Source organism: Blastomonas sp. RAC04 (assembly GCF_001713435.1).
GTDB classification, from domain to species: Bacteria; Pseudomonadota; Alphaproteobacteria; order Sphingomonadales; family Sphingomonadaceae; genus Blastomonas; species Blastomonas fulva.
On record NZ_CP016460.1, the window covers coordinates 628811 to 644632 of the forward strand.

The following is a 15822-nucleotide window of genomic DNA, read 5'->3' on the forward strand; positions in this document are numbered from 1 at the left end:
CGGATCAGCCCCCTGTTGCTTCGTGAAGGGTTGCGGCAAGCGCGCGCGCGGCGAGGGGAATTTTGAAATCGTTGCCGCCAAAACCGCGCGCATCCTTCAGCAGGAGCTTGGCAGCCTCATCGAACAGCCCAGGCGATGGGGTTTGCCCCACCAGCATCTGCTCGACCGCAGGATCGCGCCACGGGACCGTACCCAGGCTGCCGAAAGCGAGTGCGCAGCGTGCAATGCGGCCGTCTTCCATCGTCACATCGGCAGCGACCGATACCAGAGCAAAGGCGTAAGAGGCGCGGTCGCGCACCTTGCGATAAAGCTGCACCCCGCCGGTGGGGGCGGGCAGGCGCACCGCGGTGATCAGTTCGCTGTGCTGGAGCACATTGTCGCGCGAGGGATCCTCGCCCGGCATGCGGTGGAAGTCCGCGATTGGGATTTCACGGGCGCCATCGGGGCCTTCGGTGAGCACAACCGCGTCCAGTGCCAACATAGCAACGGCCATATCGCCGGGATAGGTGGCGATGCACGCGTCGCTGGTGCCCAGCACCGCATGGATGCGGTTGAAGCCCTCGCGCGCGGCGCAGCCAGAGCCCGGCTCGCGCTTGTTGCACGCCTGACTGGTGTCGTAGAAATAGCCGCAGCGGGTGCGCTGGCACAGATTGCCGCCGGTGGTCGCGCGGTTGCGCAGTTGCGGGCTCGCGCCCGCAAGGATCGCCTTGGCAAGCAGCGGCCAGTCCTTGCGGACCCGGCTGTCGGCGGCGCAATCGGCATTGGTGACAAGCGCACCGATGCTGATGCCGCCGCCATCGCTGGAGATGGCATCCATTCCTGTGCGGCGGATCGAGACCAGCCGCTCGGGCGTCTGGATCTGCAGCTTCATCAGATCGATCAGGTTGGTGCCGCCCGCGATCGCAGTGGCGCCTTCGCCCAGCACTTCGCGTGCCTCTGCGGGGCTGCCCGCATGGTCCAGCGTAAAGCTCCTCATGCTACACCTGCCGGGGTCTCGGATTGATCGGCGATGACCTCTTCAAGCGCGGCGATGATGTTGGAATAGGCACCGCAGCGGCACAGATTGCCGCTCATGCGCTCGCGCAGTTCTTCGCGGCTGATGTCCGGGACTGTGGCGACATCGTCGGTCACCGCGCTCGCCCAGCCATCGGCCAGTTCCTGCATCAGCGCCTTGGCGGAGCAGATCTGCCCGGGAGTGCAATAGCCGCACTGAAACCCGTCGTGCGTCACGAACGCCTTTTGCAGCGTGGAAAGCGCATCGGCGCTGCCGATCGACTCGATCGTCTCGATGGTGTCGCCTTCGTGGAGCTGTGCAAGCGAGAGGCAGGAATTGATCCGGCGCCCGTCGACGATCACCGTGCACGCGCCGCACTGGCCATGGTCGCAGCCCTTCTTTGTGCCGGTCAGGCCCAGGTCTTCGCGCAGCCAGTCGAGTAGGGTGCGGCGGGGATCACCCGGCAGCGGGTGGTCGGTGCCATTGACGCTGGCGGTCGACATAGGGGGGGCCATGTCCGTGATCGATCCTCATGTTGGGGCTGGTATCCTTGCTTTACCAACGCCCCCGGACAAGGTTCCCCCGATGCCGCAAAATCATCCCGAAACGCCTATCCGCCTGTTGTTTGCATCGCCTTGGCCAGCGGCACATGAGTCCACAGCCTGCGGACCTCCTCGTCATTTCCGGTCAGGTCGTAATGCAGCAGCGAGACGGGCAGGCGGCCCGTGTTCATCAGATAGTCGTGGAAGTCCTTGATCGAGAACTTCTCGCCCAGCTGGCGGCGGCGATCGACCAGCATCTTCTGCAGCTGTATCGAGCCGATGGTATAGGTCATGCCATAACCGGGAGGACGGCGGATATAGATGCCCGCATCGACCCGCGCGACGTTGTCGTCGAGATAGGGCGTCCATTCCTTCCAGAATTCCATCGCCTGGCCCACCGTCATCTCGTTGCGCTGCATCTTGACGTCGCCGATGGTGCGTGCGGCGCGGAACAGGCCGAAGATGTAGATGAGCTCGCGGGTGCGCGGGCGGTCATCGAACAGCCCCAGTTGCACCGCGCTTTCCTCGAGATAGAAGCCCCATCCTTCTGTGCGGCCACTGTCGTTGATGTGGCGGCGGATCGGGTGCGTGACGCGCTTGCCGGTCATGCCGTCGAAGCGGTGGCCGGGGAACGTCGCGTGCAGATGATCGGGTGAGACATCACGAAACTGGACCTGCTCCCAGAACATCGGGCCGTTGGGGCGCACCACCCATGGGGCGTTGAAGCCGACCTCCTGATAGCTCGCCGGGATGTAATCGGGGATCGTGATGATTTCCTCATCCTTCAGCCATTTGCGGATCTTGGCGTCGGTGCCGGCAAGCTGTGCTTCATATTCTTCGGCAGACTTGGGCAGTTCGAGCTCGGGCAGGTTGCGGTTGCGGTGCCGTTCGGTCGCATAGTTCGCCCAGTGGCGCTCGAGCTCGCGTTCGGCCAGCGTGACGATCTCGTCCGAAGTGTAAGGCATCAGGCGGACGTGGTGCAGGAACCAGTCATAGGCGGGCTTGCCCACCCCGGCAGCGGTGGTCATCCCTGGGCGCGAGGTCACCAGCCAGTCGCGGAACCCCGCGATCGCAGCCTGCGCGGCATCGATGTCGGGGAGCAGGTCGGGCTGCTGCGTTGCTGCACGCGCGCGCAGATCTGCGAACCAGCCGATAAGCCCCGCAGGCTCGACCGAACGATAGGGCATGCCATGCCCCACGCCATCGCCATTGGACAGGCTGTGGATGGCAAGGTCGGCATAGTCCGCCGCGACCGAATCCAGGTTGATCCGTGCCTGCGCGAGATAGGCGGGGATGCTCTTCAGCCGCGCCTGGAACGGCGCGCGCGCCGTGGTATCAAGCGGCAGATCGACATAGGCCAGCCGCTGCAGATCGTCGATGTACATCCCCGGATCGCGCGCCCAGGGCTTGGTAATGTTGAGCGTGAAATCCTGCAGATCCATTTGCGCGCGCACCGCAAGATAATCGACCTGCTGGTGGCGGTCCCACTTTGCGACCGCAAAATCGGGCAGCCTGGCCTGGAAGCTTGCCAGCTCCGCGCGGCGCTTGGCGACCGTGGCCGGGCTGTAATCGACAATGCCATCGACTGCCTTGGGCGTCTTCCAGCTGTTGAACTGATCGAACAGAGTCACGAAGGCATCATAGCCGGCCGCACCCTGGGGCGGACCGGCGGGCGGGGCGATGGCAGGCGTGGCGACGGAAGCGGCGGCGGCTTGGGGGGCGGCGGAAGCGTCTGCGGCCCGGACGATGCCGGGCTGGGCGGCGAGCAGGACCGCAATCGTTGCGAGGGATGCCATACGCATAATGCTCTTCTCCTTGACGATATGCGGCAGCCCTGCTTTCGACCGCCTGCGACTCATTCACACATCTGAATTTGAAACAAAAAAAGCATGATTTTGAGTATACTGTTCCTCGACGGGCGCCGGGTCAAGAGTGCAGTCGTCCGGTTTGCCAGCCGCGCTGGCCTCTTTTGTCTCGCAGTCGCTTAAGACGGTCAAGTGCCAGCCTGCACGGTGCCAGTATGGGTCGCGAACTCCAAAAAACTCATGATAACCAATGATATAGATTGACCTCCGAGCTGATTGACGGGCTCGTGCGTGCTCGGAGCGCAAGGGTTTGCGAGGGCAGGTGTGACGTTTTCGATTATTTTTTGAGACATATGATTGACGGCGCCCGGACAATATGCTCAAAATCACGCAACTGTTCACGGGAATGATCGGCAATCAATGTCGGCTACCCGACCTTCGCAGGTGGGCGTTAATTTCAGGGAGTGACAAAGATGGTTATGAGGCGGGTTGGAATGCAGCGTGCAGCGTTGAAGTGCGGATCTGCGCTTCTTCTTTCGATGGTTGTGACGGGAACTGCGTTCGCGCAGGACCAGGCAGATGACGAGGCCGGTGGCTCGATCGTGGTGACAGGCTCGCGTATCCCGCGTCCCGATGTCGAATCGAACAGCCCGGTGAATGTCATCGGCGAAGAGGAAATCAAGCTCTCCGTCACGGTCGAATCCGAGCAGCTGCTCAACGCCCTGCCACAGGCGGTCGCCGGTGCGGGTGCGCAGTCCAACTCGGGCAACCTGTCAGCCACGGTCAACCTTCGCGGTCTGGGCGCCGTGCGCACGCTGGTGCTGCAGAACGGCCGCCGCGTCGTCGGCGCCTCGCAGGACGGCGTGGTCGACCTCAACATGATCCCGCCGTCGCTGGTGTCGCGGATCGAAGTCGTGACCGGCGGCGCATCTGCGGTGTACGGTTCGGACGCCATGGCCGGTGTCGTCAACTTCGTGATGAAGGACGATTTCGAAGGCTTTGAAGTCGGCGGCTTCTACGGCATTTCCGATGAAGGCGATGCGGCGCGCTACAACCTCGAGTTCACCGCCGGCGGAAACTTCGCGGACGGTCGCGGCAACATCGTTTTTCATGGCAGCTATTTCGATCGCGCTCAGGTCACTGGCGCCAAGCGTGACCATGCCACTGTGTTTCTTGCCGACGCCATCGTCAACGGTCAGCCCACGCTGGTTCCGGCCGGCAACGGCGTGACCCCGCAGGGCACGATCTTCTCGCCGCAGCTCGTCGGGCTGCGCGACCGCGCCGGTACCGCGATCGGTACTGCAGGCATCTTCTTCGCGCCTGAAGGCTGGCGCGCCTATCGCGGGTCGGACGGTTTCAACGATCGCCCGTTCACCAACCTGCAGATGCCGATGCAGCGCTGGCAGGCGTCGGTGCTTGGCCATTACGATGTGACCGACGCGGTCACCGCGTTCTGGGAAGGCTCCTACGTCCAGAGCAAGATCAACTCGACTCTGGGCGCGGTGCCGATGAGCAGCTCGGGCTTCATCCCCGGCTTCCAGCTCGATCTGCGCAATCCCTATCTCGATCCCTCGCTGCGCGAGTTCCTGCGGGTTAACCTCGATGGCGACGGCAACAATCTGGTGCCGGTCAACATCAACCGTCGTCTGCTCGATGCCGGCAACCGCACCAGCGACCAGACACGCGATTTCTATCGCTTCGTGCTGGGTCTCAAGGGCAACCTCACCGACCAGCTGAAGTGGGAAGTGTTCTACAACCAGGGTGAGAACAAGATCACCGACGTCCAGGGCGGCGGCGTGCTGATCGACAACTTCGCCAACTCCTTCCTCACCAACCCCGCCAATCCGTTCGATTGCGCGGTGGCCGATCCGCGCTGCGTCACGATCAATCCGTTCGGCTTCGGCTCGCTGACGCAGCAGATGATCGACTATATCTCGACCGACCTCACCAACATCACCACGGTCAAGCAGAAGCAGATCGGCGGCAGCATCACCGGCAGCCTGTTCTCGCTGCCCGCAGGGGATGTCGGCATCTCGGTCGGCGCCGAATATCGCAAGGAAAGCTCGCAGTTCGATCCCGATCAGCTGTACGTGCAGGGCAAGGCGCTGTCGCGCTCGGCCGGCCTCAGCCCGACCGGTGGTTCGTTCGATGTCGCCGAGGTCTACGGCGAAATCTATGTGCCGATCCTCGCCGACACTCCGGGCTTCGAGCTGCTCGCCTTCGAAGGCGGCGCGCGCTACTCGGATTACTCGACCGCAGGCAAGGTCTATTCCTACAAGATCGGCGGTGAATACTCGCCGTTCGAGGGGCTGAAGTTCCGCGGCCTGTACCAGCGTGCGGTGCGTGCGCCGAACGTGGTCGAGCTGTTCTCGGGTGCCACCAACACCGCGCCGCAGGCTCTCGACTTCTGCAACGCCGATGCGGGCCGTACCACGGCAGAGCGTGACTTCTGCGTCAGCGCTCTGGGTGTCCCGGCAAGCGTGATCAACGTGTTCCAGCAGGAAAACCAGCAGATCCGTGCTGTCACCGGCGGCAATCCCAATCTGCAGGAAGAAACGTCGGACACCTGGTCGGTCGGTGCGGTCATCCGCCCCTCGTTCATCCCCAACCTTCAGCTGACGATCGACTATTACAACATCAAGATCGATCAGGCGATCGGCTCGTTCGGCGGCGGCCTGCAGGCGGTGATCACCGCGTGCAACGCCAACCTTTCGCTGACCAACATCTTCTGCCAGCCGCTGCGCAACCGCACGCCCGACGGCCAGCTGATCGATGTGCCGCTGCTTAATGCCAACATCGCCAAGCTGGAAACCTCAGGTGTCGATTTCCGTCTCGATTATCGCTACAATCTCACCGAGAACAGCAGCCTGAACTATTTCCTCGCAGGCAGCTATCTCATCGATGCGATTACCCAGGGCAGCCCGGCGGTTAACCCCGTCAACTGCGCTGGCTATATCGGCGGCGGCAACTGCACCACCGCCAACCCGACCTGGCGCTTCACCCAGCGTCTGACCTGGGCGCTGGACAATCTGCAGATCTCGCTGCGGCATCGCTTCCTGCAGTCGACCACCGATGGCCGCATTGCAGGTGCCATCGCCTCGGGCGTGGCTCTGCCGCGGCTGGCGCGTCCGGAAACCGGCGACGTGCATTATGTCGATCTCAGCTTCAATCTCGACGTGACTGAAGGCTTCAGCTTCTTCGGAGCTGTCGACAATCTGCTGGATCGCGATCCCCCGTTCTATCTGTTCGAGCGGGAAACCTTCGATGCGATCGGACGCCGCTTCACGATGGGCTTCAGGGCCAACTTTTAAGTGGTAACGCGCTAGTCGCGGCGGCATCGTGCTGCCGCGGCCAGCGGGTCGCAGAGAATGACAAGCCAGGCTGGGGTTGGTTTCATGACAGGATCAGGTGTGTTTCGGTTGGCCACTGCCGTGGCCGCACTGTGCGTGTCGTCGCTGGTGATGGCACAGGACCGGCCCTGGCCGCACGCTCCCATCCATGGCGGCGCGGATGTCGCCGGAACATCGCTGTCGATCGACGATCTCTACCAGCCCAAGAGCCTGATCGGCACCTCGCCCGAAGGCTATAGCTGGTCGCGCGACGGCAGCACGGTGCTGTTTCTGTGGAATGACGAAGGTGCGAGCTTCCGCGATGTCTGGTCCTATTCGCCCAGGACCGGAAAGAAGGTCCGGCTGACGTTTCTGGGCCGTGACAGCAAGCCCGAGGCCGAACAGAAGGGCATCGCGCAGGCGGTTGCGCTGGGCAATGGCCGCGTTGCTTTCACCATGGGTGGGGCGCTGCATATCGTTTCCGCCGATGGCGCGATCACCAAGGTTGAAACCCACAAGCAGGCGATCCGCAAGCTGATCGTCTCTCCCGATGGCCGCCGCCTGGCGTTCATCGCGGGCAACACCGCCGACAGCCGCAACCGCGTGACACTGGGCGGCGTGCTGTGGGTGCGTGATGTCGCGGCCACCGCCGACAAGGCTGCAACGCGCGTCGCCGGCAACGACGATCCCAAGATCTATATCGACGACTATCACTGGTCGGCGGACGGCAAGGCGATCGCCTTTCAGCAGTCCGACGACAGCGCGATGCCCGAGCGCGATATCTATTATTACGCCAAGGGCGGATTGCAGAACAACCGCGTGATCCGCGCCTTTCCTGGCGAGGAAACCAGCAAGGCCAGCGTCGGCCTCGTCGACCTGGCATCGGGCAAGACGCAGATGTTCGAGCGGCCCGACCCCAAGCACCATATCTGGGGCTTCGGCCTGTCCAGCGACGGCAAGCGGATGTTCGTCAGCGGATCGGACATGCAGGCCAAGGAGCACACGATCTACGTCTATGACGTCGCCTCGGGTGCGCGCGAGACGTTCTACCAGCTGCGCGAGCCCAAGCATCTGCGCCCCGACTGGCAGGTGGCGTGGGCGCCGGGCGATGACGGCCTGATCATCCTCACCGATCGGGATGGCTGGCTGCACCTCTATCACCAGCGCGCAGCGGGCGAGAAGCCCCGCCAGATCACCAGCGGCGAATGGGAAATCGCCGAGTTCGACGTCGATCAGGCGCGCGGCCAGATCTATTTCATCGCCAACAAATCCTATCTCTCAGACCGCCAGATCTATCGCGTGCCAGTGGCAGGCGGCGCGGTGCAGCAGGTCAGCGGACAGGCGGCGGGAACGCACGAGCCGGTCTATTCGCCCGATTTCCGCCATATCGCCGACTGGTACAGCAACGACGCGACACCGGCCGAGCTGTATCTGATCGACACGGCAAAGCCCGCCAAGGTTGCGCAGGTCACCAAGTCGCCGCAACCGGGCTTCTACAAGCAGACCTGGGCCAATATCGGCTATGTCGAATTCCCCAGCCATGTCGATGGAATGAACCTCGTCGCGCGGCTGAGCCTTCCGGCCAATTACGACCCGGCCAGGAAATATCCGGTGATCGTCGGCTCGGTCTATTCTGACGCGGTGCGCAACCAGTGGGGCGGCAGGCGTGCGCATCCGACCTGGGGGCTGGACCAGTATTTCGTCGCGCAGGGCTATATCGTCCTCAACGTCAACGTGCGCGGGTCCTGGGGACAGGGCCGCGATCACAACCAGACCCAGCTTCACAGCTATGGTGAGACCGACATCAACGATCTGGAGAGCGGCGTGCGCTTTCTGGTCGAGAAGGGCTATGCCGATCCCAGGCGCGTCGGGCTGTGGGGTTCGAGCTATGGCGGGCTGATGACGATCATGTCGCTGTCCAAGAAGCCCGGCGTCTATGCCGCGGGCATCGCTGGTGCGCCTGCGACCAATGTGTGGCATGCTTACCCTGCGCAGATGTGGATCATGGGCCCGCACGAAGGCCCCGACATGCCCGCGCGGTACGAGGCGCAGTCCGCCTTGTACCAGGCCAAGGGAATCGAGGATCCGCTGATGATCATCCATGGCACGCGCGATCCGGTGGTGCTCTATTCGGATACGATTGCACTTGCCGAGGGGATGATCGACCGCGAGCAGATGTTCGAACTGGTGACCCTTCCGGGCGGCAACCATGCCTGGGCCAGCGACAATCTGCGTCAGGCGCGCTTTGCCTTCAAGAAGATGGCCGAGTTCTTTGACCGCAACGTCAAGAACAGGAAATAGGATGTTGAGGAGGGCCATTCTCGCAATGGTGGGCGCAGCAACGCTGGCAGCGGCGCCGTGTGCCCATGCCCAGGCCGAGGTGCAGCAGCTGGGGGCCGATTTCTGGACATGGCGCGCGGCCACCCAGCCCGCGACCAGCGACGACATCCCGCGTATCGTCCGGCCAGCCAAGTGGACACCCGACTGGTCGGCTGCTGCGGTGGCCGAACAGCGCAAGACGCTCGCCGCGTTCGAGGCGAGGTGGAAGAGCCTGGCCGGCACGCCGCAGACGGTCAGCGAAAGGGTCGATTATCGCCTGATGGGATCGGCGCTTGCCCGGGTGAATTGGGAGCTCGATCACGTCGCGGCATGGCGCCGCCAGCCGCATTTCTATGTCGCACAGGCGCTGACCCCGGTGTTCGAGGTGCTGCTGCCGCCACCGCCAGTCGAGAGCGCGCGGGTCGAGCAGGTCATCCGTCTGCTGAACAATGCTCCAGCCGTGCTCGCGGCAGGCCAGGCCAATCTCGATGACATGCGCGGACCCTTTGTCGATGCCGCGCTCGGCCAGATCGCCATCGTGCCCGACAGCCTGCGCCAGATGGAGCGCGGGCTCGAACCGCATGCCGATGCAGCGCAGCGCAAGCGGCTAAACGCTGCAGTCGAACGGTCGGTCAAGGCGTTTGCCGCGTTCGGCCGCTATCTCGAAAGCCGCCGCGGCGCGTTGCCGGCTGAGACCGCGGTCGGCGCCGAGAGCTATCAGTATTTCCTCAGCCAGGTTGCGCTCTACCCGTACACCGCCGATCAGCTTGCGCTGATGGGGCGGCAGGAATGGACGCGCTCGGTGCTGTTCGAAGAGCTCGAGCGCAACCGCAATACGGGCGTTGCCGATCTGCCGATCGGGGCTTCGATAGATGCCGTGACATCGCGGCTGGCATCGGACGAGCGCGATGTGCGCACGTTCCTGCGCGACAAGAATTTGCTGACGGTGCCGGAGTGGGCGGGGCATTACAACGCGCTGCCGTTCCCCGCCTATCTCGCGCCGATCGGCTGGCTGGGCCGCACCTTCGATCTCACCGACCGGACCCGCGTCGGGCAGAACGCCACGGTGTATCTGCCCGAGCCTTCGCCGAACCTCGGCTATTTCAACCTTTCGATCACGCGCGATCCGCGGCCGATCATCGTGCATGAAGGCGTTCCTGGGCACTTCTTCCAGCTGACTTTGAGCTGGAAGCACCCCAATCCGCTGCGCCGCCATTATTACGACAGCGGCGCCAATGAAGGCACGGGCTTCTATGCCGAAGAGATGATGCTGCAGGCCGGGCTGTGGGCCGATGCGCCCAAGTCGCGCGAGGTGATCTACAACTTCGCCCGGCTGCGCGCGCTGCGGGTCGAGGTCGACGTCAAGCTTGCGACGGGCGCCTTCACCATCGATCAGGCGGCCGACTATCTTCAGGCGATGGTGCCGATGGACCGCGAGACCGCGCACGAAGAGGCGGTGTTCTTCGCCGCCTCGCCGGGACAGGCGATCAGCTATCAGATCGGCAAGATCCAGACCGCGGAGTTTCTTGCCGAAGCGCGCGTGCGCGAAGGCAAGGCTTTCGATCTGCGCCGCTTCCACGACTATCTCTGGCTCAATGGCAACGTTCCCATCGCGCTCCAGAAGGAAGAATATCTGGCAACGGTGGCAGGACAATAGGGGACGAAATGCGCATCATCAAACTGGTCGAGCCGCAATCCGGGCTCTCCGCACGCTGTCGTCTGCTCGACGATGCTGCGCCCGTCTCCGCAGCATTTCTGTGGGACCTTGCCGAACGCAAGGCAGGTTTCGACGCGATCCACGCGATCTGGACGGGGCCCGAGATTTCGGTACCGATGCCTGCCAGCACGCTGCCTGAAGGCATGGCTCAGCCGGCGATCCCTGCCGAGAATGCGACATCCTATCCGGACAGCGGCGACATCGTGCTCGCCTATCTGGCAGCGGGCAGCACAAAGGGGCTGCCGCCCGGTGACTTCTACGACATTGGCCTGTTCTATGGCAGCGGAGGGCGCCTGCTGATGCCGTTCGGCTGGATCCAGGCCAATGTCTGCGCACGCATCCTGGATGAGGATCTGGCCAAGGCGCAGGCCGATTGCCGCACCATCCGGCGCAACGGCGCCTGCACGCTGTCGCTCGAAACCGCCTGAGGACCTGACCGCATGACCTATGCTGATCTGATGGGGTTGCTGGGCAACTGGCTGCTGCCGGGATCGCTGATCGCGATCATGGCCTCGATGGGGCTGTCGCTGACCGCGGACGATTTCCGCCAGGTATTCCGCAACCGGCGCGCGCTGATTTTCGGGGTGTGCTCGATGCTGATCGTGCCGCCCGCGATCGGCATCACGCTGGCGCTGACCGTAGCGCCTACCGCGGCGCTGGCGGTGGGCTTCGTGCTGTTGGCGACCACACCGGGCGGAATGCTCTCCAACCTGTTCACCGACATGGCCAAGGGTGACCTTGCACTGTCGATGTCGATGACGCTGATCCTCAGCATGATCTACATCTTCGTCGTGCCGTTCTACGCGCACTTCGCGCTGCTGCACTTCATGGGGCTTGAGGCGGACGTCAACGTGCCGCTGGCCTCGTTCTTCTGGGACATCTTCTCGATCACCGTGCTGCCGGCAGCCATCGGCTTTGCAGTGCGCGCTTTGAAGCCCGACTTTGCGATCTGGTTCAAACGCTATCTCAAGAACATCGCCACCATCGTGCTGTTCAGTTCGTTCGGCGTGATCCTGTACGATCAGGTACCGGTGCTGCGGCAGAATCTGGGCGCGCTGTTCTGGATTACCGTCGCGCTCAACGTGGTGATGGTGGCGGTGGTGATGACCATCGTGCGCTTCGCGGGCTTCACTCGTCGCGAGAATGTGGCGATCGGCATCGAACATCTGATGCGGCAGGAGGGGACAGCGATCTTCATCGCCGTCTCGATTGTCGGCAACAACGAGATGTCGCTGCCGATGATCATGAACACACCTGTCGCCTTGTGCGTCGTCATGCTCTTCGTCGCGGTTGCGCGGCGGACGGGACGACAAGCGCAGGGCGAGCCTGCCACCATCTGATCCCATCAAGTTTTCACCGCCCGCGTTCGGGCGAACAGGATAGTCGCCAACATGACCTTGTCTTCTTCGGTGGATATTGCGGGAGGAATCCCTCTCCTTCGCGCGTCCACCGCCACCCCTGCCGAATTGCTGGCGCACCGGTAATGCAGCACCAAGCGATATCGCGCCGCGATCGTCAGCCCGGCCTGACCAGTCCTGTGTGGGCGGTCAATGCAGGGCCGGCACCCAAGGTCGAGAGTCTTTCGGGCGCGCATGAAGTCGACGTGCTGGTGATCGGCGGCGGCATTGCCGGTGTCACCACCGCGCTGCACCTTGCGGAAAAGCGCGTCGATGTCGCGCTGGTCGAGGCAGGACAGTTCGGCGACGGCGCAACCGGCCAGAGCGGCGGCATCGTTGCGCCCGATTACATCCGCCATACCCCCGACAGCATCCAGGCGGTGCTGGGGGAAGCAGCAGGCGAGCGGCTGACGCGGATGATCGGCGGATCGGGCCAGCACGTGTTCGACCTCATCCGCCGCCACGAAATAGAGTGCGATGCGCGGCAGGATGGCTTTTACACGCCCTCGCACACCGATGCGCTGGCCGCTCAGCAGCGCGACTACTCGCGGCAGTGGCAGGCGCGCGGACATAAGGTCAGCTTTGTCGAGGGCGTGCAGGCGCGTGCCCTGTTCGGCGCCGATCGTTATTGTGGAGCGCTGCGCTTCGAAGAGGGCGGCGGGCTTAACCCTCTGGCGTTCGTACGCGGCCTTGCGCGGGCGGCTCAGCGCAGCGGTGCGCGGCTGTTCGGCAACAGCCCGGTCACGCGGCTCGAACGCAAGGACGGCTACTGGCTGTGCCGCACCCCGATCGGGACCGTGCGGGCGCAGCGGCTGGTGCTCGCTGCCAATGGCGGCAACGCTGCGCTTCATCCGGCGATGCAGCGCACCTCGCTGCCGCTGAACGTCTTCCAGTTCGCGTCGATGCCGCTCGATCCCGCCCAGCGTCAGGCGATCCTGCCCCGGGGCGGGGCGTTCACGGACAAGTTACCCTATCTGTTCACCGCGCGGCTCGATGGCCTGGGCCATCTGATCTCGGCTTTTCCGATGTCGTTCATGGTCAATGGCGATCGGGCCTGTTACCGCGAGGCGCGGCGGCGGCTGAAGCAGCATTTCAAGGTGATGCCCGAGCCGCAGATCGATTTCCTCTGGCATGGCCTTGCCTGGGTGAACACCTCGTTCCTGCCCGAAATCTACGATCTGGGTGACAACGCCATCGCCATCCAGGCCTGCAACGGACGAGGGATTGCGACCAACACCGTGATCGGGTCGGAATTGGCGACGATGCTGGCGACGGGGGACCGCGACGCGCTGTCGGTGCAGCCACGCGCGCCCGTGCCCGTGCGGTTCCACGCCGGGGCCTCGCTGCTGCCGCGGTTCCTGATGTCGCTGGCGTATCTGACCAATTGAGCGGTGCGGTCCTACCCGGCCTTGGGCGCAAGCGGTTCGAGGTTGTCGTGAAGACTGTCCAGCAGCACGATCAGCTTTTCGAAGTCCTGCGGGTCGAGCCCTTCGATCAGATGGGCATAGACCGGCGCGGTCGCCTGGCGCGCCTGAGCGAGCTGGCTTTCGCCCAATGGCGCCAGCGCCACCAGCGTGACGCGGGCATCGTCCTGGCTGGCCGCGGTTGTCACAAGCCCGGCGGCGGACATGCGCTGGATGATGCGGGTCATAGTCGAGAGGTTGATCACTGCAGCTTCGGCAATCTCGCGTGCGCCGCGCGGCGAGCGTTCGCCCAGAATCATCAGCACGCGCCAGCTCGGAATATCGAGGCCGATCGCGCGCAGCCGCTGGTCGATGATGCTGTTGTACCGGCTCACCAGTCGGTTGAGCAGATAGAACGGGTATCTTTTCACCCGGAATGCGGAATCGCCGGGGTTTCCCGACATGAAGGCGTCCATCAGCGCGGTTTAGCCGAAAATCGCGGCAGTTCAATCCGCCAGCGGGTGAGCATCGCCCCGGCCGTATCTTCAACGAAAGGCGTCGCGTGATGACAGGACAATTTGCAGGCTATCTCGGCCGCCCGGTGCGATCACTGGCACTGGCCGGCGCAGCATTGCTGCTCGCAGCCGCCACGCCGCCGACCTTTCCCGATCTCGTCGCCGACTATGAGCGTTTCTCGGCCGAGTATCCGATGGAGGCGGGCCGGTCCGATCCGTCGCGCTCGCGCAGCGGCTGGCCCGATGAGACCCCGGCCGAGATGGCATCGCGCCGCGCAGGCCTTGTGCAGATCGCCGCTGCGCTCGATGCGCTCGATCAGACGGCACTGAACGGCGAAGACCGGCTCAACCGCGATTATCTGCGCGAGCTGATCGGCTGGCGGATCGAGGGTATCGATTTCGATGAGCGGCGCTTTGCCTTTGTCGCGCACGAGGGCTTCTACAACACGCCCTATTCGCTGGCGCGTTCGCTCGATCTGCGCACCGAGGCCGAGGCGCTGGCCTGGGTGGAGCGGATGCGGGGAATTTCCGGCTATTTCGACCAGCAGCGCGCCAATCTCGAGCGCGGCGTCGCGACCGGCTGGACGCATCCTGCGGTGGTGGTCGACGTCGCGGCAGCGGTGCTGCGGAACCAGATTGCGGTGCCGGTGGCCGAAGACCCGATGCTCGTGCCGCTCAAGGCGTACCCCGATGCAATGGCACAGGCGTACAGTGTGATCGAGCGCGAGATCCGCCCCGCCCAGCGCGCGATGCTCGATTATATCGACCGCACCTATCGCTCGAAGGCGCGCGCCGATCTGGGCGTTGCTGCGGTGCCCGGGGGCAGGGCCTATTACAACTTTCTTCTGCGCTATTACACCACCACCGATCTTTCCGCCGAGCAGATCCACGCGCTTGGCCTGTCTGAAGTGCAACGCATCCGCGGCGAGATGGACACGGTGATCGCATCGACCGGCTTTGCGGGCAGCTTTGCCGAGTGGCTGCACTTCCTGCGCACCGATCCGCAATTCTATGCCACCAGCCGCGAGGGGCTGATCGAGAAATACGCTGCGGCCTCCAAGCGGATCGACGGCGTGCTGCCGCGCTATTTCTCGGTGCTGCCGCGCCAGCCCTTCACCATCGTCCCGGTCCCGCGCGATCTGGAGGAGGGTTATACCACCGCGCGCGGCGGCGGGGGCGGGGACTTCGCCAAGGGCTTTGCCGGGACCTTCGTCGTCAACACCTCGCATCTCGACCAGCGTCCGCTTTACGAAGTGCCCGCGCTCAGCCTGCACGAAGCCGCCCCGGGGCATCATACGCACGGTGCGCTCAACAGCGAGAACCCGGACCTTCCTTCGTTCCGCCGAGCGCGCGACCTGCTGGCCTTTCGCGAGGGCTGGGCGCTGTATGCCGAGCGGCTGGGGCACGAAATGGGGGTGTATCGCGATGCGTACGAGCGCTTCGGGAGCCTTTCGACCGAGATGTGGCGCGCCTGCCGGATGGTGGTGGATACCGGCATCCATGTGATGGGCTGGGACTTTGCCCGCGCGCGCAAGTGCTTCGAGGAAAACACCGCGCTTGCCGACATCAACATCGACACCGAGCTTGCGCGCTATATCGGCGCGCCAGCAGGGGCAGTGGCGTACAAGGTGGGTGAACTCAAGATCATCGAACTGCGCCGCCGCGCCGAGCAGGCGCTGGGCGATCGGTTCGATATCCGCGCCTTTCACGATCTGATCCTGGCGCAGGGGCAGCTGCCGATGACTTTGCTCGAGCAGAAGGTCGACGGCTGGATCGCGCAGCAGCAATCGCCGCGCTGATC

The 15822-nt window shown here is 63.9% G+C and carries 11 protein-coding genes; 7 read left to right on the top strand and 4 right to left on the bottom strand.

What is annotated here, in order from left to right; genetic code table 11:
• Positions 1–4 precede the first annotated feature (4 nt).
• From BSY18_RS04095 to BSY18_RS04105, 3 genes are all read right to left on the bottom strand, one after another.
• A complete protein-coding gene (locus BSY18_RS04095; RefSeq protein ID WP_069049739.1) occupies positions 5–976 on the bottom strand; it encodes an FAD binding domain-containing protein in 972 nt (323 codons plus the stop codon).
• Positions 973–1509 (bottom strand): 2Fe-2S iron-sulfur cluster-binding protein, encoded by a 537-nt coding sequence (locus BSY18_RS04100; RefSeq protein ID WP_171900166.1) that lies wholly within the window; start codon positions 1507–1509, stop codon positions 973–975. The genes BSY18_RS04095 and BSY18_RS04100 overlap by 4 nt, the downstream gene beginning before the upstream one ends.
• A 95-nt stretch (positions 1510–1604) precedes the next feature.
• Entirely contained in the window at positions 1605–3338 is a 1734-nt protein-coding gene (locus tag BSY18_RS04105; protein ID WP_171900167.1) for a DUF885 family protein, read from the bottom strand.
• Between the two features lie 548 nt (positions 3339–3886).
• On the opposite strand from BSY18_RS04105, the gene BSY18_RS04110 reads away from it, so the two are divergent.
• From BSY18_RS04110 to BSY18_RS04135, 6 genes are all read left to right on the top strand, one after another.
• A complete protein-coding gene (locus BSY18_RS04110; RefSeq protein WP_171900168.1) occupies positions 3887–6652 on the top strand; it encodes a TonB-dependent receptor plug domain-containing protein in 2766 nt (921 codons plus the stop codon).
• A gap of 84 nt (positions 6653–6736) precedes the next feature.
• On the top strand, positions 6737–8971 hold the full coding sequence (locus tag BSY18_RS04115; RefSeq protein WP_171900169.1) for a S9 family peptidase: 2235 nt from the start codon (positions 6737–6739) through the stop codon (positions 8969–8971).
• Positions 8972–8996: 25 nt separating this feature from the next.
• Positions 8997–10646, top strand: coding sequence for a DUF885 family protein (locus BSY18_RS20920; RefSeq protein WP_069049744.1), 1650 nt, complete (start codon positions 8997–8999; stop codon positions 10644–10646).
• A gap of 8 nt (positions 10647–10654) precedes the next feature.
• Positions 10655–11134 carry a DUF3830 family protein gene (locus tag BSY18_RS04125; RefSeq protein ID WP_054133108.1) on the top strand — a complete coding sequence of 160 codons (480 nt, stop codon included), beginning with the start codon at positions 10655–10657 and terminating at the stop codon, positions 11132–11134.
• A gap of 12 nt (positions 11135–11146) precedes the next feature.
• On the top strand, positions 11147–12046 hold the full coding sequence (locus tag BSY18_RS04130; protein WP_069049745.1) for a bile acid:sodium symporter family protein: 900 nt from the start codon (positions 11147–11149) through the stop codon (positions 12044–12046).
• Between the two features lie 143 nt (positions 12047–12189).
• Positions 12190–13491 (top strand): NAD(P)/FAD-dependent oxidoreductase, encoded by a 1302-nt coding sequence (locus tag BSY18_RS04135; protein ID WP_069049746.1) that lies wholly within the window; start codon positions 12190–12192, stop codon positions 13489–13491.
• Between the two features lie 11 nt (positions 13492–13502).
• Here BSY18_RS04135 and BSY18_RS04140 read toward each other — a convergent pair whose 3' ends face one another.
• Positions 13503–13982 (bottom strand): MarR family winged helix-turn-helix transcriptional regulator, encoded by a 480-nt coding sequence (locus BSY18_RS04140; RefSeq protein WP_054133105.1) that lies wholly within the window; start codon positions 13980–13982, stop codon positions 13503–13505.
• Between the two features lie 89 nt (positions 13983–14071).
• Here BSY18_RS04140 and BSY18_RS04145 point away from each other — a divergent pair, with 89 nt between their 5' ends.
• Positions 14072–15820: a DUF885 domain-containing protein gene (locus BSY18_RS04145; protein WP_069049747.1), complete on the top strand. Its 1749-nt coding sequence runs from the start codon at positions 14072–14074 to the stop codon at positions 15818–15820.
• Positions 15821–15822: the final 2 nt, after the last annotated feature.

What these genes read in the sequence shown, in the direction of transcription:
- BSY18_RS04105 (WP_171900167.1), bottom strand. Translation starts at nt 3,338, where the DNA reads ATGCGTATGGCATCCCTCGCAACGATTGCGGTCCTGCTCGCCGCCCAG.
- BSY18_RS04125 (WP_054133108.1), top strand. Translation starts at nt 10,655, where the DNA reads ATGCGCATCATCAAACTGGTCGAGCCGCAATCCGGGCTCTCCGCACGC.
- BSY18_RS04145 (WP_069049747.1), top strand. Translation starts at nt 14,072, where the DNA reads ATGACAGGACAATTTGCAGGCTATCTCGGCCGCCCGGTGCGATCACTG.
- BSY18_RS20920 (WP_069049744.1), top strand. Translation starts at nt 8,997, where the DNA reads ATGGTGGGCGCAGCAACGCTGGCAGCGGCGCCGTGTGCCCATGCCCAG.
- BSY18_RS04135 (WP_069049746.1), top strand. Translation starts at nt 12,190, where the DNA reads ATGCAGCACCAAGCGATATCGCGCCGCGATCGTCAGCCCGGCCTGACC.
- BSY18_RS04095 (WP_069049739.1), bottom strand. Translation starts at nt 976, where the DNA reads ATGAGGAGCTTTACGCTGGACCATGCGGGCAGCCCCGCAGAGGCACGC.
- BSY18_RS04100 (WP_171900166.1), bottom strand. Translation starts at nt 1,509, where the DNA reads ATGGCCCCCCCTATGTCGACCGCCAGCGTCAATGGCACCGACCACCCG.
- BSY18_RS04115 (WP_171900169.1), top strand. Translation starts at nt 6,737, where the DNA reads ATGACAGGATCAGGTGTGTTTCGGTTGGCCACTGCCGTGGCCGCACTG.
- BSY18_RS04140 (WP_054133105.1), bottom strand. Translation starts at nt 13,982, where the DNA reads ATGGACGCCTTCATGTCGGGAAACCCCGGCGATTCCGCATTCCGGGTG.
- BSY18_RS04130 (WP_069049745.1), top strand. Translation starts at nt 11,147, where the DNA reads ATGACCTATGCTGATCTGATGGGGTTGCTGGGCAACTGGCTGCTGCCG.